Here is a 22,882-nt window from a genome sequence, read left to right on the forward strand (position 1 = left end):
TTAGGAGACACATTCTATAGGCGCGGTATTGTACACCTTTTTAGCCGAAATGTTGATCTATATCACAAAGTTTATTTAAAAGAACTCGAAAAGTTGATAAGTTTAAAAAAATATCGATTTGTTTGTGAAAAAGTTTCAGGAAACTATGCGTTTAAGTATAAAACTGATCGGCAAACTCATCTACCTTTGCCCAATCCGTATATTCAATCATCGGTTTTGTTACGTCCGTGTCCCCTTTTCCTAACCACATAATAAAGCGGATCATATTGCGATCAAACCAATTATATTGTGGATAATACAGCGCGCCGGCAAAAACCGCAGTAAAAGTTGGCTTCCATGCTATTTTAGCTAAGAATTTTTTAGTGTATAAATTCGTTTCTGGTGTATTTTTATTCGGTTTTCTCGCCACCAAATTTACCCCAAAAAATCCAGACTTCATATTATTTAATTGCTGATAATGCTTATCGATAAACGCTTTCATCACTTTGCTATAAAATCCATAACGAATTGAACAACCCAATAATGCGGCTTGGTATTGTGTTAGATCAATTTTAGTATCAGGTAGTAGTTCAATAACATCGCAATCACATTTACCATTAAGTTGCGTTTTTATGCGTTGCATAATCTTAAATGTCTGATTTTCATGTGTAGTATAGAGTAATAAAACTTTCATCACGGAATTCATAACATTGCCTCCTTCTTTTGTTAAACTCATTGGTAAATATCAACATTACTTTTTTTATGATAAAAATTAAAAGATTGGGGATGATTTCATTAAAAACTTTGATTATAGTATTAGGCTAATTTAACCAGACCGGAACTGATTATGGCAATTTCACCTCCAAAACTGAGTGCAATTATTTTGGCGGCAGGAAAAGGCACACGGATGTATTCCAACCTACCTAAAGTTTTACATAAAATCGGCGCCAAGCCGATGTTACAACATGTTATTGATACAGTTCAACAACTTAATACTGATCGCATCAATATTGTTTATGGCCATGGCAAAGAACAACTTGAAGAAACACTCAAGGATCAACATGTTCAGCTGGTTTACCAAGCTGAACAACTCGGTACTGGCCATGCTGTTCAACAAGCTATCCCTTATATTCAAGATGATGAAGATATCTTAATTTTATATGGGGATACCCCCCTTATATCGGTTCAAACGCTGCAAACTTTAATTGCTAACAAACCAAAGCAAGGCATCGCATTATTGACCGTAATACTTGATAACCCAACTGGATATGGACGTATTGAACGCCACAATGGCAAAGTCGTTGCCATTGTGGAACAAAAAGATGCTACTCCTGAGCAACAAAAAATCAATGAAATTAACACCGGTATCATGCTCGTTACTGGTAAATTATTGAAAAATTGGTTATCTCGTTTAACCAACAATAATGCGCAACAAGAGTTTTACTTAACCGATATTATTGCTTTTGCACACCAAGATGGTTATGACATATTAACCTCACACCCAACACAACCACTTGAAGTTGAAGGCGTCAATAATCGCCTGCAATTGGCAACGTTAGAACGACAATATCAACATCAGCAAGCTCAACACTTATTACTCGCTGGTGTGACACTGCTTGATCCAAATCGCTTTGACTTACGAGGCACACTCTCGCACGGTAAAGATGTCACTATTGATTGTAATGTAATTATTGAAGGCAATGTCACACTAGGTAATAACGTATTTATTGGGGCGGGCTGTATCTTAAAAAATTGCACGATTGATGATAACTCAAACATCAGCCCGTATAGCATTATTGAAGATTCAACTATCGCTAAACAGTGTACTATCGGACCCTTTGCTCGCCTACGACCTGGCTCACAACTTGACGAACAAGCCCATGTCGGCAATTTTGTTGAATTAAAAAAAGCGCATTTGGGCAAAGCCACCAAAGCTGGGCACTTAAGCTACCTTGGAGACAGCGAAATCGGCAGTAATGTCAACATCGGTGCCGGCACTATCACCTGTAATTATGATGGCGCCAATAAATTTAAAACCATTATTGAAGATGATGTATTTGTCGGCTCTGACACACAATTGATTGCACCGGTAAAAGTGGGTAAAGGTGCAACTATTGCAGCAGGCACAACCGTTACCAATAATGTAAATGATAACGAATTGGTTGTAAGTCGAGTTAAACAAAAACAACTTGCTGGTTGGAAACGACCTACAAAGTTAACTAACGAGGAATAAACTATGTGTGGAATCGTGGGGGCTATCGCCAAACGTGATGTTGCTGAAATATTATTGGAAGGTCTAAAACGATTAGAATATCGTGGTTATGACTCAGCAGGACTGGCAATTATTTCACCAGACGGCGAACTGCAACGCGTTCGCCGTGTTGGCAAAGTGCAAGCACTAAAAGATGCCATTGCAAAACATCCACTACAAGGAGCTACCGGAATTGCGCATACTCGATGGGCAACCCATGGTGAACCCGTTGAACATAACGCCCACCCACATGTATCTGGCTTTATTGCTGTCGTGCATAATGGAATTATTGAAAATTTTGAGCCATTGCGTGAAAAGTTGATCGCCAAAGGCTACCAATTCCGTTCAGAAACCGATACCGAGGTTATTGCCCACTTAATTCATGACATTATATCAACCGAAGATTGTTCCTTATTTGACGCCGTGCAAAAAGCTATCCCGCAACTACGAGGCGCTTATGGCACAGTCATTATGGACACGCGCAACCCAGATATATTAGTTGCAACGCGCTCTGGCAGTCCTTTAGTTATTGGTTGTGGCGTAGGTGAAAACTTTATCGCATCAGATCAATTAGCGCTATTACCCGTCACCCGCCAATTTATCTATTTGGAAGAAGGTGATACCGCACTTATCACACACCGCACAGTGACAATCTTAGACAAGAATCATCATGAAGTAACAAGGCCACGTATAGAATCTGATGCAAAATATGATGCGGGTAGCAAAGCAGGCTATAGCCACTATATGCAAAAAGAGATCTACGAACAACCTAATGCGATTAAAAATACCCTTGAAGGTCGTATGGCGCATGGTAAAGTGGATTTATCAGAACTAGGCGATAATGCAAAAAACATACTAAAGCAGGTTGAGCATGTGCAAATTGTTGCCTGTGGCACCGCTTATAATGCCGGTATGGTAGCACGCTACTGGTTTGAAGCCTTAGCAGGAATTCCTTGCGATGTCGAAATTGCCTCAGAATTTCGTTACCGCAACCCAGCCCGTCGCAAGAACAGTCTATTTATTACTCTTTCACAATCAGGCGAAACTGCAGATACACTCGCAGCCTTACGATTGGCTAAAGAAAACCATTACTTAAGCACCCTTGCCATCTGTAATGTAGCGGCATCCACACTCGTGCGTGAAGCCGATTTCGTTTTATTAACCAAAGCAGGGGTTGAAATTGGTGTTGCATCAACTAAAGCCTTTACCACACAATTAACAGTTTTATTGCTACTAGTTGCAAAATTAGGACGTTTAAATAATATGGCACAAAGCACCGAGCAAGCGATTGTCCACGCCTTACAAACCTTGCCAAACCGCATTGAACAAGTGCTTATGTCTGAACCACAAATTAAAAAATTAGCAGAGCAATTTGTTGATAAACATCATGCGTTATTCTTAGGGAGGGGTGATGAATATCCAATTGCTATGGAAGCTTCGTTAAAACTCAAAGAAATCTCTTACATCCACGCCGAAGCTTATGCTGCAGGTGAACTCAAACATGGCCCTCTTGCATTAATTGATGCGGATATGCCAGTGATTGTGATGGCACCAACCAACGAAATGCTAGAAAAACTAAAATCCAATATCGAAGAAGTACGAGCGCGTGGCGGTCAACTGTATGTCTTTGCTGAGCAAGATGCGGGGTTTGTCAGTGATGACACCATGCACATCATCAATCTACCCCATATAGAAGAACTTACCGCACCAATCTACTACACCGTGCCCACACAGCTACTCGCATATCATGTTGCTTTAATCAAAGGCACTGATGTAGATCAGCCTCGTAATTTAGCAAAATCGGTTACCGTGGAGTAAGTTTGACTGTATTAAATACAATGCCATAATGATTTGTACAACAAATTACGTTACGTTTTTGTTGTACTGTCAGGTGGGAATAACCACAATTAGACTAACGTCAAAGTTTACCTATAAAAACTAGTTAAAAAACCATTAAAAAAAACTGACTAAAGAGCAATTTGAATTCGATGCTAAAGTTAAACTTTTTCACCATGATTTTTTTCCTATGATTTTTATTTATATCATAGAGACAACTTCTATTCACTTTTTTGGCGAGGCTCAGAAGATCAACAGTCATATAAACAAATAAATAAGTTATTATTAATTTTAAAATAATCAGTAATAGTTTATCATTATTTGAATATTTATAACGAAACTAAAAAGATAATGGATAAAGATGATAATAGTGATAACGATAATAGGCCTAATTATTAGCTATGTTAGCATATAGATGGTGCTGAATATTTAAAATATTACGATTATCATATTTAAGAAAAGGAATAGCACATATGATTATATTAATCTATATTGCATATTATTTTTTATCTCTTTTGCCTATTATTATTTCTTATCGATTTAGAAAATATACAATAAGCGATTACCAATATAATAAGCAATTGAATTGGAAAAAACGATGGGCGCTATTTTTTAATTATATCGCTTTAATTTTTCAAGTAATAGTTGCAGGTGAACTAAAAAGTAAATTAGATAGCCTAGATAATTCTATTTTAGGCTATGAGCCTATTTTAGTTTCAGCATACATATTTCTTATTGTTTATACACTCTTTCCTATATCATGGTTAGAGAGTCCTAAATCTCACATAAAAAAAGAAAAAATTTAAATAAAAAATTATTCAAGGTAAAAGGAGAAAGTGTTAAACGTGGTTATTTTGATTTATATTTTATTTTATCTTGTTTCTATTCTACCTATTTTTGTTACTATTCGTTATAGGGGATATAGTAGAGTAGATTATATGGAAAATAAGCGTTTAAGATGGGAAAGGCGAATAATGTTATTTTTGTGTTTTATTATTGGATTGACTCATATTTTTATTCTTTGCGCTCACAAAACTATCATTAGTTATTCCTCTGAATATAAACCATTAGTTTTTTCTGCATTTGCGTTTTTTCTCTTTTATTCATTCTTTCCTTTATCATGGTTAGAAAAACCTAAATCTTATATAAAACAGAAAAAATCTAAATAAAAAATTATTCAAGGCGAAAAGAGTGATTCAAAAATAGGTAAATACACAAATTTATTTACGAGACCATTTTATGATTTGTTCTTCAGTGAATCGTTTTTCATAATGAGTTATCCTTGTTTGATTAATACTAATGGACATATCATTTAAATCATGGCGTTCATTTTTTTGGGGGGGATGTTAACTTTTTAATTTTATTTATCACCAGTATTCTATTATTCTTGTTATATCACCTAAATCAATATTTCCATCTTTAATACAATGGCTTTTTGTCCAATCTCCATTTTCATTATGATCGGTGAAATAACACATTATTGTCTTATCTATTTTTGAGTTATTTTCATCTAAATAATGAGTTTGTATTGTTTTCTTCAGTTTATTATTATCATCATAAATAAACTCTATTTTTCTATTATAAAAAGCTTTAAGGATCTTTTTTTCCTCAGAAATAGATTTCAACATATTATTGTTTGTATAGAAAAATTGGTTTTTTGCATTAATATTTGCCCCATTTCCCATGGACATTACCAATCTTTTTTGTTCATCATAATCATACTGATAATGGAAATTAAAACTATTTAATGAAGAAGATTCAATAATATTTTCATCTTTATCAAGAGTTAATTTAATTTGAGTAAAAGGTTTATCATTCATATTCCATACAATAATATTTTTAACATAATCATAAAACAGTGTTGATTTGTATTTTTCGTTACCACTAAAAATAATTAAACCTCTATTATTTGATTCTATAACTAATTTTCCGTCTATAAATCTCATTGCATCTGAATAATCAATAGATGTAATAAATATCTTGATGTTTTATTAGTTCGGAATGTGGTGCTATTTCTGGAATGTATAATGAAAGATAATTGTTATACACTTTAGTATCTACTTCAGCATATGAGTAACCACAAATAAAAATGCCTAATATTCCTGATACTAAGCTTTTCATACTTATTAGTTTCCTATATCCATTATTTTCATATTAAAGTACGGTAGCGAATTATATTTAATTATACGATAAATTGATCAAAAAAATTTTTATATTTGAGCTACGTTCTAATTCTTCTGACTAAATTCAGCCTTTATTTCCCACCATTGCAATTAGTCGGTATAATGCCAGCAATTTTATTGTAAAGTGGATTATGCATGAAAACGCTATTTGCCAGCACATCTCGCGGGCTTGAAGAGTTATTAAAAAAAGAGTTAGAACAAATTGGTGCGATTAATTGTAAAATTGCACAAGGCGGTGTCTATTTTGATGCTGACGAAACAACTGTATATCAATCACTATTGTGGTCACGTTTAGCGTCACGCATTTTATTGCCAATAGCCGAATTTGATATCTATAGCGATTTAGATCTGTATTCTTGCGTGTTCAATATTAAATGGACTGATATTTTTGCTGTCGATAACGCTTTTGTGATCAACTTTGTTGGTGTTAATGAGTTTATTCGTAATAGCCAATATGGTGCACTTAAGATCAAAGATGCCATTGTCGATCATTTTTTACGTAATACAAACCAAAGGCCCAATGTAGCAAAGCAAGATCCGGATATTCGGCTTCATGCTTATTTAAATAAAAACCGTGTCACACTGTCTTTAGATTTGAGTGGTAATAGCTTACATGAGCGTGGTTATCGCCAGCAAACAGGGCAAGCACCATTAAAAGAGACCCTTGCTGCTGCCATTATTATGCGTTCAGGTTGGCAAAGTGATGAACCACTGCTTGACCCGATGTGTGGCTCGGGCACGCTGCTGATTGAAGCCGCTATGATTGCATCAAAAATCCCACCGGGATTACAACGCAAACAATGGGGATTTTTTGCTTGGAAAGGCTTTAATCCAACTTTATGGAATGAGCTATTATTTTCAGCCAAACACAATATTTGTAAACCCAATACCCCTTTTATTGGTTACGATAATAACCCAGCAGTACTTGATCGAGCCAAACAAAATGCCATCCAAGCAGGCGTGGGTGATTTAATTACGTTTTCGATGCAAGATGTAACACAATTAAGTAATCCATTACTAGCACAAACAACAGGTATGATTATTAGTAATCCACCTTATGGCGAACGCTTAGAAAGCGAGCCAGCACTTATTGCTTTGCATACCGCACTGGGTCAACAAATTAAACAAAATTTTGGTGGGTGGAAATTATCGCTATTTAGCGGCGCTCCGCAGTTATTAGATTGTTTACAAATGCGAGCAGATAGACAATTCAAAGCCAAAAATGGTCCACTGGACTGTATACAAAAAAATTATGTCATTGCTAAGCGTAACACTGAACATCCAATCAATAATCCAACGTTGCCAGCTACAGACTTTGCTAATCGATTACGCAAAAATAAGCAAAAGTTAGAAAGATGGGCTGCTCAAGAACAGCTAGAGTGCTATCGACTTTATGATGCGGATTTACCTGAATACAACGTTGCTATCGATCGTTATAAAGATAAAATAGTGATGCAAGAATATGCCGCACCTAAAAATATTGATCCACAAAAAACACGCCAGCGACTTTTTGATATTATCAATGCAACCATGTCAGTACTTGAACTTACTGCCGATCAGCTAGTATTAAAAACGCGTGAAAAGCAAAAAGGTAAACAGCAATACCAAAAGCTTGGACAAAAGCAGGACTACTTTTTAGTACATGAATACCCAATTAATCAACGCAAAACCGCATTTTGGGTTAATGTGACCGATTATTTAGATACAGGATTGTTTTTAGATCATCGCTTAGCGCGAAAAATGATAGGTGAAATAAGTGCCGGCAAGGATTTTTTAAATCTATTTGCCTATACAGGTAGTGCAACAGTTTATGCTGGACTTGGCGGAGCAAAATCAACCACCACGGTCGATATGTCTCGCACCTATTTGGAATGGGCTGATCGTAATTTAAAACAAAATGGTTTAACAGGTAAAAAACATCGATTAATTCAGGCAGACTGTTTGCTCTATTTATCTCAGGCTGATGAGCAATTCGATTTAATTTTTATCGATCCGCCGACATTTTCGAATTCAAAACGTATGCACGATACCTTTGATGTTCAGCGTGATCATCTAAAATTAATGACGGATTTAAAACGTCTGTTAAGACCTAATGGTACTATCATTTTCTCCAACAATAAGCGTGGTTTTAAAATGGATAGTCTCGGTATGCAAAATCTGGGGCTCACCTATCAAGAGATTACTAATAAAACCCTTTCGCTTGATTTTAAGCGCAATAAACAAATTCACTGCTGTTTTATTATAAAGCATCAATAAACAAAACCGCCAATAAGGCGGTTAATTTACACAAAAAAGACAAAAAAATTAAATAAAATCAATACCTTTTCTAACTGATTTTTTAATGACTTTATTTCAATAATTTTTTATTAGAAAATACTTTATTATAATAAATACAAATAAATAAAACACAACTAGTCTAATTTATTAAACTATCTTTGCGACTCTATTATTGCTAGTACAACATAACTCACATATTACCAACAATTATTTATAAGGATATAAATGAAAAGAACAATTTTTTACTTGGCGTTGATGTTATTGTCGAATTTTATTCCGAGCACATCATTAGCCGATGAATTTATACTCAACAAATACGATCCCAATGTTATAAAAACTGGCGAATACTCGCATTTCTACACAGATCCACTTACAGATACAAAAATATCCTTGCCAGCAAATAAATATAGTGCAATGAAAGTTGTCTTCCTTGATAGCTTTGTAGCAAATGATTGTTTATTCCATAAATTTAATCTAGAAAATGGTGAAATTTTTTATTTAAAAGAACAGTGTTTTTCAAAAGAAATTGAATTTAATGGACTAAAATACCTAATTCGACCAGATCAATACAGCGAAATAGAGAAAAATGTACAGGATTTGAAAAAAATAAAAATTCCTAATCTAAATGATGTTGTGGTTAAAACAGTAACTGTCACAAAAGATAATATTTATGAAGTTACTTTTTCAAATGGGTTACAAATACAAAAAGAATATCTCAATGATTTTCTCAATTTAAGCAAAAAAATCACAAACCCAGATGATTTAAAATTATTAATTCACTATATGAAAAAACACCAACTATCTTTTACAACAGGTTATGACAATCGATATTTATTTTCAATGGATAATTCAACATCACCTCTAAAAATTGACATATTTATTTCTACAAATCTAGAGGTTGCTCCCGTAGTAGATATTACATATAAAGGCACTAAGGCTTTGATTAAAAAGTTTACTATCAATCAAAATAAGGCAACATATTCTTCTATTAATACGCGTTTTTACACTATCAACTCTAATAAAGAGCTTACAATATATGAGTTGCTTTTCACCAAGCAAGAAGTAATTGAAAAGTATCGTTTCTATTTGGATAAAAAGATAACAGATTATATAAAATGGCTTAATGACAAAAAAAGTGCAAAAATAGTATTTTATGGAGATCTGCAAGACGTCAGCCAAAAAATAACAAGAAAAAATATTGTTCAATTAAAAGATATGATAAATATCAATGAATTATTAACTAAGTACTTTAAACGATCATTAGTAAGCTTAGAAAAAGATAAGGATGAAGAAGAAGATGACGATTAGCGTTAACTTACCAAGTTAGAGCTTAATTTTGTCCTATCATCAATATCGACAAAAAAGATAGAAGTAATTGATTTTGCATCTTTTATAACTTACACATTAAGTGACTAAAATTAAAAGCTCAAATTATTTATCAGGGGGAATTTTTACATTAAATTCCTCCTGCTTACCTAACTATACTGATCAAAAGTAAATTACAACGGTGCCTTCTAAAAAGACATACTTAACATATAATGCTAAACCTACCGAATCACAAGCACCGCCGTTTTAGCTCCACGCACCACTCCTGACGCATTCGATCCTAAAAGATGCGTTGAAATATTAGGACGACGCGAGCCTAAAATTATTAAGTCTGGTTTGATTTCGTCAGCTAATGCAAGGATTTCATCTCTTGGATGACCAAATGCGATAGAAAAAGATAAATGTTCATGCGGTAAATTAATCGAATCCATTAATTGATGAAGGTATTGTTCCGTTTGTACTGTTGCATGATCTTTAAATTCATCAAATCCAAAAGAGTAAGCATTGATAATAGCCGATGAAACAGGCAAGGCATGAAAAAAGATGACTTCAGCATTAGACAATCTGGCTAAGCACTCTACATGTGGAATGACTTTTTTAGTTAATTCATCTTCAAGCACATCGATAGGAACTAAAATTTTTTTGTACATAACTCCCCCTTGCTTTGACTTGCTTTGTTATAGATTTGATTATATATTCAGTGAATATAAAATATACCTTACTTAGTTAATATGATACTAATTTTAAATGTAACTCTTAATTATTTTTATTCGTTTTATGATAGAGATCAACATGAATTGCATTATTTATCGTACTGATGTCAAACCGACACTCGAACAAGCCACCACCCTTTATCGCCACTGCTCCTTAGGCAAGCGTCGTCCACTTACCGATACCGTACGCTTTCAAGCTATGTTAGATAATGCGAATTTGGTGGTAACTGCTTGGCATGATGATAAACTCATTGGCATTGCGCGTTGTTTAACCGATTTTGTTTATATCACTTATTTGGCAGATCTCGCGGTTGATGAAAATTATCAACGACAAGGCATCGGAAAGCAATTGATTAAAGAAGTGAAAAACAATACTGACAAATCATGTTCAATTACTCTACTAGCTGCACCACAGGCAGTTGATTATTATGCTCATATCGGTTTTAATGCGCATCCTTCAGCTTGGATTTTAAGAGATAATTAAAATGAGAATCATATTAGCCTCGACTTCACCATCACGTAAAAAGGTGCTCGAAAAATTAGCTATCCCTTTTGAGTGTGTGCCACCTGTATGCGATGAAACACCGCTAGTCGGCGAATCAGCTCAGCAATTGGTGGTTCGGCTAGCTAAACTTAAAGCACAGTCATTAGCTGCACAATTTACTGATAGTTTAATTATTGGCTCGGATCAAGCCGGCGTATTAGACGATAATATTGTTTGCAAACCGCATACGGTTGATAATGCCCGCAAACAACTTCGACAAAGCAGCGGTAAAGCCTTCTATTTTTATACGGGAATGACAGTAATTAATACCAAAACTCAACAACAAACTACCATTTGCGAACCATTTAAAGTGACCTTTCGGCACTTAACTGATTCAGAAATTGATGCCTACATTAGCAAAGAGATGCCTTTACAATGTGCTGGCAGTTTTAAATGTGATGAACTGGGCATTACCCTGTTTGATAAACTAGAAGGCGATGATATAAATTCATTGGTTGGATTGCCATTACTAAAACTCAATAAAATTATGATCGAAATGGGCTGTAATCCACTTTTAATATAACAATTGAGCTAATAAATAAACCCATTAATCAATAAATCGTCCTGCTGACATTTTCATAACTTTTTGACTATAATGGGCAACATCGTGATCATGAGTAACAATCAATAACGCTGTACCTTGTTGATGAATTTGAGTAAGTAATTGCATAATCTCGGTTGCACTCTCTTCATCAAGATCACTGGTTGGCTCATCGGCAATAATTATTTGAGGTCTACAAATTAGTGCTCGCAGTATCGCAATACGACGCATTTCACCACCAGACATATTAGCTGGATACGCATCTTGTAAGTGGCTTATTTTGGCTTTTTCAAGCAAACTCTTGGCTTCATTTAAGGGATTTTGGTTTTCTCGTTTGGTTAAATAAAAAGGCAGTCGAATATTATCAATTGCCGTTAAATTAGGTAGTAAACTGCTACCTTGAGGAATATAACCAATATGCTGATTGCGAAAGGCAGAAACTTGCTGATCATTAAGCTCAAACAAATTAGTATCATTAATAGTGATTTTGCCTTGTGTTGGCGTCAGTAAACCAGCAATCATATTAAGTAACGTGGTTTTTCCACTGCCCGATTTACCCATAATGCAAATAAAGTCATCTTTTGTCATTGAAAAACTAACATTATTCACTGCTGAAAAGGTTTGTTGTCCTCTTGTGTAATCTTTACGTAGATTTTTAACATTCAGTAACATTATTATTCGCCCTCTCTAAGAGTACTATAAGTATCAAATTTAGTCATTGATAAGGCACCATAAATGCTTGATAAAGGACCAATAATTAGCGTCAAAATAAAAACAACAATTGCATACAACACTGCATCAAATAGCGAAATATTCATACATGGCAAACCAATAGATTGGCAGATTAATAAACTAAATGCATAAAGTAATACTGCCGCAATGAAAATGCCTGCAATTCCACCTAATGCACTGATAATTAATGATTCACGCAACAACATGTTAACTAAATCTCGACGTGAAGCGCCCAGTATTCGTAATAAACTAATTTCACGCTTGCGTTCATTTAAGGTTGAAGAAAATATCACAAAAATCACAATAATGGCTAACACCCAAAAAATAGCCGATAAGCTATAGACAATGGTTGAAAAGCCTGTTAACCATTTAGCGATATTGCTTAGCATTCCTTTGGTCATAACAAAATCGATATTATAGTCCATGGCATATCTGGGCATAATTTGATTAACAATATCTTTAGGTTGATAATCTGAATTGACCTTAATAAAAATCGACGAGGCATAATCAGCAAAATGGTCAACATCCCCTTCCACTAATTTTGCATTTTTCATTAATGATTGTGCTGCAGACATAGTCATAAAGACAGAGGTATCAAATCCCATCCCTGTACTATCCATTTTAGCGGCAATTTTGAAGGGATGATTAAAAAATATGATTTCATCCCCGACTTGTGAGTTAATTTTAGCACCTACAACCACTTGATTGTCGGTTAACGGTTGCGTCAGTTGCGATTGTAGCCAAGGTTTTATCACAAAGTCGCTCTGCTGTTCAAACCCGATTAACTGTACTTTTGTTGTGCAACATCCCGCATTTAATGAAGCTATAAATAGCTGGGGTGAAATAGCATCAATGCCTTTGATACCTTTGATTTTATCAATCAAATCGACTTTTAAATAAAAGCTACTTGGTTCACCACGCAATAGAGCAACTTCCATATTTTTTTCATAACCATAAGGTACAATAAGAATATCAGCCCCCAATCGGTTAGCCATGCCCGAAATACCAAGACTAAGATTTTTCATCAGCACGCTACCACCAAATAGCGTTGCTGCAAAAAGCATAATGATAATAATCAAACAACAACTTCGAAATGGTCGTCGCTGAATGTTTCGCCACGCTAAATTGGCCATGGTGAGCGGTTTTTCTTGCATGATGACTTCCTGCTTGTTTTATTAAAAGGCTATCTTTGCCTATATCAGGCAAAGATGAGTATGGTTGATGTTTGCTAACAATTAGCTATCGATTTTTAGTCTTTTTATTTAAGTAATAAGTGTTAACTACAGCTACAATAAATAATAAGCTAGATAACAACACCAAAGCTGGTTTAGAGCCCATATTGCATCGCATCATCTCGTTTGAGCAGACACCAATTAAAATGGTTGGAATAGCCATAGCTAATAAAGAAATACAGGCAAGAGCCATGCTTAATCCCATTCGAACAAAAACAGTACGACTAATCAGTAGTAATACGCCAATGGCAATGACTAAACAACCGACACCAATTTCAGCTCTTGCTGTCCAAAAACACTTCATGATTTTCCCTGCACCAGCAGCATGCATGTGTCCGCTATGGGCAAGCTCACTACTTGCTCTATCCATAGCATTACTTACCGTGCCACCCATTGAATCATTCATGGTATGACTCATTGTATCAACTGGCATCACAGCATTTTCAGGCGGTGGGCAAACAGGTAAGATATATAATGGAAATAAAATAATTAATACACCAAGGACAATAAAGATACTTGACGAAATAATACGGTTTTTCATATACGACAACCTTTTGTTGGTTAATTATTAATGATACGCGCGACTTTGCCGTGCTCCAGTACTACTGTGGTTTGAGCATGTTTTGATACTTCTGGTGAGTGAGTAACCACAATGATTGTACTGCCTTCTTCGTGCAGTTGATGTAGTAAGTTCATAACCATCGCTTCATTGCTTTCATCTAAATTACCAGTTGGTTCATCGGCTAGTATTAACTTAGGATAATTAATTAATGCCCTAGCAATACAAACTCGTTGCTGTTCTCCCCCCGATAACTGTCGCGGTAAGTGCTTAGCACGGGCGGCAAGCCCTACCCGCTCAAGTGCTTGCATGGCTTCTTTTTCGTCGACCATACTATGATAATACTGGGCGACCATAACATTTTCTAGTGCTGTTAAATACGGTACTAGATGGAATTGTTGAAAAATCAAGCCTATCTTATCTCGGCGAATTTCTGTCAATTGGGATAAGGAAAGCTGAGTAATATCTTGTCCATCGAGAATAACCGAACCAAGTGAAGGTTTATCCATACAACCAATGATATTCATCAAAGTCGTTTTACCACTACCAGATGGTCCCATGATCGATAACCAATTCCCTTCCTCAACCGTTAGATTCACCTCAGACAATGCATGCAGTGAACCATAAATCTTAGACACATTTTTTACTTCGAGTATATTCATACTTTATATCCTATTCACCACGTAAAACTAACGCTGGTTCAACCTCAAGTGCACGTTTTACCGGAATTAAACACGCAATCACCGTAACTATCGCCGAAATAATAATGGTGACCGGGATTAGATAAAACTCAATAATAATTGAACGACCAAATACATTGGTACTGATGATTTGCGCAAAAATAAATCCACAAATAGCCCCAATCATGCCCCCAACGATACCTAAAACTAATCCTTCGGCTAAAAACTCTTTTGCGATACTTTGGTTAGTTGCCCCGATTGCTTTTTTAAGACCAATCTCTTTGCGGCGTTCCATGACCACAGTCATCATGGTGGTGGCCACACAAATCATAGTTAGTATTAATACCACAAAAGTGACTAAATAAAGTAACGATGATAATTTACCAAGTACCAGGGTTTCAGATTTTGTCACCCATTTAATCAAATGTGGATCGATTGTGCTAGATTGTTGTTTGAGTGTCTCAATATACTGCTGTAACTCAAGTTCAGTTGCCGTAATACTCACTTCGACTACTTCGGCTTGTTCTCTTTCTTCAAATAACTGTTCTAAATCATGTAAGTCAATAAAAATAAAACCATCTTCAGAGCGCCCCGTTTTGACAATGCCGGTGACTTTCAGGTCCTCATCAAAACGTGAGTCTTGTTTAGATTTACCCGAAATGGTCACAGGGCTACCAATGGTTAACTTAGCGAAATTAGCAATATCGGTACCAATCATTATTTCATGTGGATTTTGTGGCAACGTACCTTCAATGTGCCAATAAGGACTGGTTTTAGTTACTTGCTTAAAGTCTGTTCCCACAATAGTATAAGGGTGTTGATTACTGCGAATTGACTCATAACGAAACGGGGTCACGCCAAGTAATTTATCTTTTGGCAAAAAACTCACCGCCTTATTAACATCCGTCATTGCCACCGTTGGCTGATTATTAGCAGGTAACAATAGAAGATTAGCACCATAAGAACGGAACTCTTGCCCCATTTGCCGTGGTATATCATAACAAAGCGTAATCATACCAAGGAGCACTGTTGCGCCAATTGCAACACCAAGCAAAGCAATAGCTATACGAGAACGGCGGCGGATAAGTGAACTAAACACCGTTTTAATAATAAAGCGTCTATTTTTATTCATCATGATAGTGACCTTTCACCTTATCGACCATGTAGCACATCTGTTGGACGTAAAAACATCATAATGCGCAATGCCGGTAAGCTACCTAACAAGGTGATCAAGCTAACCATAATTAGGACTAAAGGCACAATGATCATTTTAGGCTGAACAAACGATCCAAATACGGTATGACCAATGATTTGCGCAAAGCCAAGCCCAATAAAGTAACCAAAAAAACCACCAAGTAAGGCAATAATTAAGATCTCAGTTAATATTAACATCGCAACCGCTGTATTGGTTGCGCCAAGCGCTTTTAATAAGCCAATTTCGGTACTACGTTCAATAACATTAGCTGTCACCAAATTTGAAATCGCCAATGCCGAACAAATCAACGATAAGATAGTCAGCAATAACATTAATAATTGTGTTTTTTGTAATATTGCCCCCTCAGATTCAGCCACTTGCATAATAGCTTTGACTCTAACATCAGGCATTAATTCTTCAAGTTGATAAGCTATTGAACTGATATAAGCGGTACAATACCATGTGTCCCACTCGGTTCTAGATAAGCTATTCGGATCTTGCGCCGCTTTGCGCGCTAATTCGTTTTCGGGGGTGGTTAATGCACTCACCTCAACACGCTCAACCAGCCCTTTTTTATTGGCAAGATCTTGTGCAACAGGTAACGATACATAAATTTGAGCATCTTCTACGCCCCCACTATGAAAAATATTATTCACTGTCAGAGTAAGCTTTTTGTTGTTTTGCATTGAGATAATATCTATCGCATCACCTAGCTTTAAATTCCACTGTTTCGCAACAGTTTCACCTACCATCACACCTTGCAAATTGTCATCGGTCATGGGCTTACCGTCAATTGTCCACCACGATTTCATAGCTAACATGCCCGTATCAACCTGATCGCCAGTTGGTATGTTAAGATGTTTATTAAACCAAGTGCCCACCACCGTAATAGGGTTATCATGAAAGGTCGCTTGAGTTGTTAGAAAAGGCGCAAAATCAACGATATTATAGGCCCAAAATATCATCTTAATTTTGACAAGTTCATCTTGCTTAATATACTGCACAGCTTGCCCTTTATCATTGTTATCAAGTTGATACATTTCGCTAATTACAGAACTACCACGAGGAACGATATTGAGATTAGCACCATAGGCTTTTAATTCTTGGTTCACTTTATCCCCCACGTCAAACATCACATTTAACATGGCGGTAGCAAGCGAAACGCCCAAAGCAACCGTTAGGGCAATAAGAAAGAGTTTCTTTTTTTGGTGAACTAATACACTACATAACATTCTGCGAAACATAACCTATTCCTTTTAATACGCTTTATTTGAAACGACTTTTTTCTGCTTCAAGATTCGCAGGGCGAATCACCATATTGCCGTCAATAATTTCGTATTTAAGTGGGACAGGGTTACACCCACCCGAAAATCCAATCGTTGCAATATTCATGACTACATCACACAAACTGCATACCACTTGATTACCGCGTTGGTAGTAACCACTTGCACCACAAATATCACAAGCATCAAATCCAACACCATAAGCATTTTCGCTTTTTTTGATAATAATAAAGCGGACTAAAGTACCATCCGTTGTTTTATAACCATAACGATGTAAATTACCATCGTTCACCTGATCAAGGGGAATAACAATTAAGCCATGGGTATTAGGGGTCACTGGCTCTGCTGGTGTAAGCTCTACCCCTTTATCAAAAATATAACGCGCACGTGTTACAGTATAAGCAGTGATTGCCGTACCAGCCATAATCATTAAGGCACTTCTTCTATTGCTGTGTAATTGCGCTTTTAGTTTGCGAATTTGAGCTGGATTACTACCCACTAACGAGGTTGTTTTAGACTTGATATATAAAGCAATGGCTAAACAAATCACTATAGCCATAAAAATAAAGATAAAAAAGTTAACATGTCCAAGAATGAAAATAACCAACTTCATCATCCAAGGCTGTGTTGAAATAAAACGTCTAACAATTAAAATTTGTAAAATATTAATGCTATTTTGAATAGCAAAAATAATAATCGACAATGCAGTAATGGTAAAAACAAATTTAGTCGACAATCGACCACAAGCACGATAAACAAACAGCCCCGTTAACAAAATAACCAGCAGAGCAAACCCATAGCCTACCCACTTAAATAAGTAGTCATGATTAAAGATAGAATCCATACCAACTGCAAATTCGAACGGGTAAAGCATTAAATTAGGTAAATATTGAGCACTGATCGAGCCAATACCTACTACAAATAGCACTATCAATACAGCATTGCCAACACGTCCAATGCAATTATCAGTAGATTTTTGTAAACAAATACCTATTACAACGGGTATAGCAATAATAACCCAAGGTATAATTACCCCAAGATCATAAAATTCACGAACAGCAAAACCCGTATTGCGTTTTAAAACGACATAGACTAAGGCAGCAACAAATCCCACTATAAAACCGAATAAAATAATTTTTTTACTATGATTAGGTATTGATTTCACAACTACTGCACTAAGTAGTGCCATCATCATGGCCGGAACGAAAGTATTATCGGTAATATTGATAAGGTATTGAAGCATATTCATTGCCTAGTGATTACAAATGTTATTGGTGAGCATAATGCTCACCAATAACTGACTATTAATTATCAAATATAATTATATTTAGTGTTTAAAACACAATTACCATGCACGTGGAATATAATCAAAGTCCCAAGAAACTTCAATCGGTTTAGTCCAGAAGCGACCTTCTACCCCTGTTTCTTTATCAACGTGTAATAAATAACCTTGTTTTTCAGGATTTTCAATCGTAAACGTGACTTTATATTTACCTGCACCATCAAGTTTAATATTATTACCATAGTGAGGGCCATCCGATGCGTTCATTGGCATAAAGTTACCTTCGATCGCTTTATCGCTACCTTCTTTTTGTATTTTATACTTAACGGTCAAATAAGGGACAAAATCACCAACGCCATAACCTAATTTGTTACCTTCTGCAGCAGAGATATCTGCTTCAATATGCATATCTGATTTTGAAGCTGGCAAACCACCCATTCCAGCCGGTTCCATATCAACAGGTTGGAAATAAACTGCGCCAATATGTAATGGACCGACAGTAACTTCATCACCAATTGGGAACTCTTCAAAACCTTTTTGTTCACCTGGCGCTGGCGCTGCTGCGTGAGCAAACGAAGATAACGCAAGTATTGAAGCAATACCCGCAGATAATACTAATTTTTTCATTGAAAACTCCTTCACTTTCTTTTTAACAACTTTTTTAACGAATATTCCTAAAGGCTTGTCTCTATTTTATTGGTGGCAAATCCGTTCACTCTTCAAACCATTCTTTTAAATGAATTATATTATTAACTCTTATAATTTTTATGACTAGGCTTAAATATGTAATATATAACTGCAAACGCCACAATAAACACCATAATGACTTGTGGAATTAATGTCTCTAGTGTTGGATAAATACCTAAAATCTCAACAGAATGAACAAAATCAACAGGAGTAACCGAAATAATATCAGCCTCTTGCAACTCTTTCACTCCACCACCAGCAAAAGCAATTGCCATAACATACATTAATATACTAGTACCAATAAAGAATGGTTTAATAGGCAGTTTCATTGAGCCAAAACGAATCACCATAAAAATCACTGCCAACACAATTGTTCCAACGGCTAGTCCATACCAAACCTTATCCATATGATCTTGAGCATCAACTAACATGGCTTGATAAAATAAGATCGTTTCAGCACCTTCTCGAAAAACAGCTAAAAAAGCAGCAAAACCTAATGCAAAACGACTTCCTGATGAAATTGCTGTTTGCACTTTACCTTGGACATAACTCTTCCACGCTTCAGCTTCGGCTTTAGAAAACATCCAGTTACTAATAAAAAACAACACCACTGTTGCAAGTAACATTGCCGAACCTTCTATAATTTCTTGATTAGCGCCACTGATTGTAATTGCAGATCGAAGTGCTATCGCAGCAAGTACACTGGCAAAAACAGCAGCAAGTGAACTCATATAAACTACTTTCACCATTGGCATATTCCCAGAACGAACAAGATAAGCTGAAATTGCTGCAATGACTAAAATCGCTTCTAAGCCTTCTCGGAATATAATAATAAATGAAGCAAAGAAAACGCCCCAACCACTCTCTTTTTTGCCATCCAATTCGTTAGCGTCTTCATGCAACATTTTTAAAATTGTATCTATCTCAACACGAACAGCTTTATTTGGTGCACCATCACTCATCAACCGCTTAATTTTAGCAAATTGATATTCAGTATCAGTGCCACGCTTACCCGAAATATAAGACATAACAGCACGCTCTACCCCGTGCTTTTCATAAAAGCCAAAATAGGCATTATTAACACGAGCTTTGGCACGCTCAACATCTTTCATAAAATAGATATCATAAGCGTCATTTAAAATGACATCCATTTCACTAATAATGGCATTCCAACTTTCATATTTTTTTTCTACCGCATAAGACGATGGTGCAAAGGCCATTAAGCTTGCAATAAGGAGCAAAGCAAGTGTAATAAATCTTTTCATATCCCGTTATTACCTCTTATTTTCCTAATAAAAGCATACCAAGTGGTTTACTGCCTTCGGGTAATTCTAGCTCTTGGATGATGACGTCTGGTTTAATAGAATGAATATAACGGGCGCTTAATTTCAACGCTGTCGCAGCTAGATAGGCATTTTGACTCATTGCGCCAACAGCTGTGTAACTAAAATTAGCAATTTGTTCTGGATTGATATCCGTAAATGCATGCGCATCTGACACAAAAATCAACGAATAAGCCGCTCGCTTAGTAAAATTTTGTAAACCAATATCAGCACGAATATCTTTATTATTAATTTCTTTTAAATAATGTCCTTCCCACTCATATAAAAAAGTGCCCTTTTCACCGGCAACATAAATTCGTACGTAAGGAGGATTACCATTAGCCATTGGCACTGTCCAACCGTTTTTGCCTCGGTTTAAACCACTTGCCGCCCAAAGCACAGTTGAAAGTTCATCATCAGCCACTTGACCAGCTGGAAAACCGCCTCCAGGCGTTGAAGAGCGTTTTTTCAAACTTTCAAACAAACTCATGCCTTCTCTAGTTTGTGGTGTTGGTAATGTAATATCGGCATAACAAAAAAAGAAGCAAAATAAAGATAAAATGGCAATGACTTTCCGTATAAAACACGGCATAGCAACCCCTGACATCATAATAATGGAATAGGGATATCTTATTGCGAATGACATCAATTATCAACATCAAATAGTAACAATTATCATTTTGCCCCATAGTAACACTATTTTTATTGGTATTTTATAATACGAAATTAACCGATATTTTTATTTTTTTGCGCATTAAGTATATACTTAAGCAAAATTGATTCTTGAATAAATTGAGCAACACATTTTATGCCATTATCGACACTGATTGTTTTACCACTTTTTATTATCGCAATTGTTTTTGCCACATTTTTTAAACAAAAAAAGTGGCAATTTTTAAGCATAACATTATTCACAGTCTTTATCGTAATGGAGCTCACTTCTATCTACTTTAGTGGTGGCTTTATTGATTATCAGTTTTATGTGAATTTAAACGTTAATGACATTATTGAAGGGCTATTTATCTTTAAATTACAAGCTGCTTTGGTTATTGTCGTCTTTTTTACCCTTATTTTTTTACTATCAAAACTAGCGAATTGGTGCAAACGCAAATGCCCTTTAATTGTTCGTTTATTATTAGCCGTTGTAGCAATTGTATCAATTAGTTATCACAATGGACCATTAAGCCGTTTATACGAAATCTATCAAGTGACAAGTGCCCCTCGTAAGCCATTTGATCAAGCGTTACAATCACTCAATATGACTAACTATACTAATAAAAATCAGCTTGTTAGTCATCAGGGTAAAAATATTATTGTGCTATCTTTAGAATCGTTTGAACAAGGCTTTTTTGATTTTGACAACATAACGCCTAATTTACGACAACTTCGCCAAGATTATACTTTTTTTGCCAATATGCCAATGAGCCCTGGTAGCAGTTGGACTACCGCATCAATGTATACTTATATGACCGGTATGCCTTTTTTAATTGGCGGCTATACCACATCACCATTAATGCGTGCAGATAAAACAAACTTAGTTAGTTTGGGGGATGTGCTTAAACAAGCGGGGTATCAAACCCGTTATGTAATGGCAAGCCCTGATTTTGCTGGTATTGGTCATACTGCTGAGCTGTTTGGTATGCAAGTTATTTCAGAAAAAAACTATGTTGGGCAATATCCAGTAGCACCTTTTGGGTTATATGACAAAGATATTTTTGATGTTGCGCAAAAACAAATTAGCGAAATGCGCGAAGCGAACAAACCCTTTGCTTTATTTGTTTCGACTGTTTCAACCCATGCACCAAATGGTTTTGATGATGAAAGAATGCGCTCAGTTATTTCACCAAAAGCAGATAATATGTCGTTTGTTGCAGCATCATTGGATCATAACTTAGGGCTTTTTATCCAACAATTAAAAGATAAAGGATTATTGGAAAACACGGTATTTTACATTTTTCCAGATCACTTAATGATGGGTTCTGGCACACCAACAATCAATCGTCTTTCACAAAAAGAACGCAAACTTTATTTATTAACAAATGCACGCACACAAGATCTACAAAAAACACCTGATCAGACCATTTATCAAATAGATTTGCCGCGTTTAATTTTAAACGGCGCACAAATTGAAAGTAATGCCAAATTTTTGACTGACTATTTAACCAAGCCTAATTTTGATAAAAAACAGTTTATTGAACAAAATAAATCCAATATTGCAACGATCAATAATTCAGCACAAGTGTTCAAATAGGCGTACAAA

The 22,882-nt window shown here is 35.7% G+C and carries 22 protein-coding genes; 8 read left to right on the top strand and 14 right to left on the bottom strand.

Features of this window, described 5'->3' with window-relative positions:
* Positions 1–151: 151 nt before the first annotated feature.
* Positions 152–685, bottom strand: coding sequence for a menaquinone-dependent protoporphyrinogen IX dehydrogenase (gene hemG, locus GYX25_RS05695; RefSeq protein ID WP_202983826.1), 534 nt, complete (start codon positions 683–685; stop codon positions 152–154).
* 141 nt (positions 686–826) lie between these two features.
* Here hemG and glmU point away from each other — a divergent pair, with 141 nt between their 5' ends.
* The 3 genes from glmU to GYX25_RS05710 all read left to right on the top strand — a co-directional run bounded on the left by glmU (position 827) and on the right by GYX25_RS05710 (position 4,872).
* Positions 827–2,212: a bifunctional UDP-N-acetylglucosamine diphosphorylase/glucosamine-1-phosphate N-acetyltransferase GlmU gene (gene glmU, locus GYX25_RS05700; RefSeq protein WP_174786916.1), complete on the top strand. Its 1,386-nt coding sequence runs from the start codon at positions 827–829 to the stop codon at positions 2,210–2,212.
* 3 nt (positions 2,213–2,215) lie between these two features.
* A complete protein-coding gene (glmS, locus tag GYX25_RS05705) occupies positions 2,216–4,048 on the top strand; it encodes a glutamine--fructose-6-phosphate transaminase (isomerizing) (RefSeq protein WP_174786917.1) in 1,833 nt (610 codons plus the stop codon).
* A 491-nt stretch (positions 4,049–4,539) separates the two neighbouring features.
* The gene (locus GYX25_RS05710; protein WP_091122968.1) at positions 4,540–4,872 is read left to right on the top strand and encodes a hypothetical protein; all 333 of its coding nucleotides are present in this window, start codon (positions 4,540–4,542) and stop codon (positions 4,870–4,872) included.
* 561 nt (positions 4,873–5,433) lie between these two features.
* Here the strand turns inward: GYX25_RS05710 and GYX25_RS05715 are convergent.
* Entirely contained in the window at positions 5,434–6,012 is a 579-nt protein-coding gene (locus tag GYX25_RS05715) for a hypothetical protein (protein WP_174786918.1), read from the bottom strand.
* Positions 6,013–6,025: 13 nt separating this feature from the next.
* Positions 6,026–6,187 carry a hypothetical protein gene (locus tag GYX25_RS05720; protein ID WP_174786919.1) on the bottom strand — a complete coding sequence of 54 codons (162 nt, stop codon included), beginning with the start codon at positions 6,185–6,187 and terminating at the stop codon, positions 6,026–6,028.
* Between the two features lie 197 nt (positions 6,188–6,384).
* Here GYX25_RS05720 and rlmKL point away from each other — a divergent pair, with 197 nt between their 5' ends.
* Both rlmKL and GYX25_RS05730 read left to right on the top strand, forming a co-directional pair.
* The gene (gene rlmKL / locus GYX25_RS05725) at positions 6,385–8,505 is read left to right on the top strand and encodes a bifunctional 23S rRNA (guanine(2069)-N(7))-methyltransferase RlmK/23S rRNA (guanine(2445)-N(2))-methyltransferase RlmL (protein WP_174786920.1); all 2,121 of its coding nucleotides are present in this window, start codon (positions 6,385–6,387) and stop codon (positions 8,503–8,505) included.
* A gap of 246 nt (positions 8,506–8,751) precedes the next feature.
* A complete protein-coding gene (locus tag GYX25_RS05730) occupies positions 8,752–9,834 on the top strand; it encodes a hypothetical protein (RefSeq protein ID WP_174786921.1) in 1,083 nt (360 codons plus the stop codon).
* A 239-nt stretch (positions 9,835–10,073) separates the two neighbouring features.
* Here GYX25_RS05730 and GYX25_RS05735 read toward each other — a convergent pair whose 3' ends face one another.
* Positions 10,074–10,502 (bottom strand): universal stress protein, encoded by a 429-nt coding sequence (locus GYX25_RS05735; RefSeq protein ID WP_174786922.1) that lies wholly within the window; start codon positions 10,500–10,502, stop codon positions 10,074–10,076.
* Positions 10,503–10,644: 142 nt separating this feature from the next.
* Between GYX25_RS05735 and GYX25_RS05740 the strand changes: the two genes are divergently transcribed.
* Both GYX25_RS05740 and GYX25_RS05745 read left to right on the top strand, forming a co-directional pair.
* The gene (locus tag GYX25_RS05740; RefSeq protein WP_174786923.1) at positions 10,645–11,049 is read left to right on the top strand and encodes a GNAT family N-acetyltransferase; all 405 of its coding nucleotides are present in this window, start codon (positions 10,645–10,647) and stop codon (positions 11,047–11,049) included.
* A gap of 1 nt (position 11,050) precedes the next feature.
* Entirely contained in the window at positions 11,051–11,632 is a 582-nt protein-coding gene (locus GYX25_RS05745; protein ID WP_174786924.1) for a Maf family protein, read from the top strand.
* Positions 11,633–11,656: 24 nt separating this feature from the next.
* Here GYX25_RS05745 and GYX25_RS05750 read toward each other — a convergent pair whose 3' ends face one another.
* The 10 genes from GYX25_RS05750 to GYX25_RS05795 form a co-directional block, all read right to left on the bottom strand.
* Positions 11,657–12,322, bottom strand: a complete 666-nt coding sequence (locus GYX25_RS05750) for an ABC transporter ATP-binding protein (protein WP_091346202.1) — start codon at positions 12,320–12,322, stop codon at positions 11,657–11,659.
* A gap of 2 nt (positions 12,323–12,324) precedes the next feature.
* Positions 12,325–13,536 (bottom strand): ABC transporter permease, encoded by a 1,212-nt coding sequence (locus GYX25_RS05755; protein ID WP_174786925.1) that lies wholly within the window; start codon positions 13,534–13,536, stop codon positions 12,325–12,327.
* Between the two features lie 85 nt (positions 13,537–13,621).
* Positions 13,622–14,155, bottom strand: coding sequence for a DUF4418 family protein (locus GYX25_RS05760; protein ID WP_091346205.1), 534 nt, complete (start codon positions 14,153–14,155; stop codon positions 13,622–13,624).
* 20 nt (positions 14,156–14,175) lie between these two features.
* Complete coding sequence (locus GYX25_RS05765) at positions 14,176–14,835, bottom strand: ABC transporter ATP-binding protein (RefSeq protein WP_091346207.1); 660 nt, start codon at positions 14,833–14,835, stop codon at positions 14,176–14,178.
* 10 nt (positions 14,836–14,845) lie between these two features.
* The gene (locus GYX25_RS05770) at positions 14,846–15,985 is read right to left on the bottom strand and encodes an ABC transporter permease (protein WP_238785985.1); all 1,140 of its coding nucleotides are present in this window, start codon (positions 15,983–15,985) and stop codon (positions 14,846–14,848) included.
* Positions 15,986–16,005: 20 nt separating this feature from the next.
* Positions 16,006–17,292 (bottom strand): ABC transporter permease, encoded by a 1,287-nt coding sequence (locus tag GYX25_RS05775; protein WP_174786926.1) that lies wholly within the window; start codon positions 17,290–17,292, stop codon positions 16,006–16,008.
* Positions 17,293–17,314: 22 nt separating this feature from the next.
* Positions 17,315–18,580: a Fe-S-containing protein gene (locus tag GYX25_RS05780; protein ID WP_238785987.1), complete on the bottom strand. Its 1,266-nt coding sequence runs from the start codon at positions 18,578–18,580 to the stop codon at positions 17,315–17,317.
* Between the two features lie 96 nt (positions 18,581–18,676).
* Positions 18,677–19,240 (bottom strand): iron transporter, encoded by a 564-nt coding sequence (locus GYX25_RS05785; RefSeq protein WP_091346214.1) that lies wholly within the window; start codon positions 19,238–19,240, stop codon positions 18,677–18,679.
* Positions 19,241–19,362: 122 nt separating this feature from the next.
* On the bottom strand, positions 19,363–20,565 hold the full coding sequence (locus tag GYX25_RS05790; protein WP_202983827.1) for an FTR1 family iron permease: 1,203 nt from the start codon (positions 20,563–20,565) through the stop codon (positions 19,363–19,365).
* Positions 20,566–20,581: 16 nt separating this feature from the next.
* Complete coding sequence (locus GYX25_RS05795) at positions 20,582–21,214, bottom strand: nitroreductase family protein (protein WP_174786928.1); 633 nt, start codon at positions 21,212–21,214, stop codon at positions 20,582–20,584.
* Positions 21,215–21,430: 216 nt separating this feature from the next.
* On the opposite strand from GYX25_RS05795, the gene GYX25_RS05800 reads away from it, so the two are divergent.
* Positions 21,431–22,873 (top strand): LTA synthase family protein, encoded by a 1,443-nt coding sequence (locus GYX25_RS05800; protein ID WP_174786929.1) that lies wholly within the window; start codon positions 21,431–21,433, stop codon positions 22,871–22,873.
* Positions 22,874–22,882 lie beyond the last annotated feature (9 nt).

The organism is Gilliamella sp. ESL0254, from assembly GCF_013344985.1.
Lineage (GTDB): Bacteria > Pseudomonadota > Gammaproteobacteria > Enterobacterales > Orbaceae > Gilliamella > Gilliamella bombicola.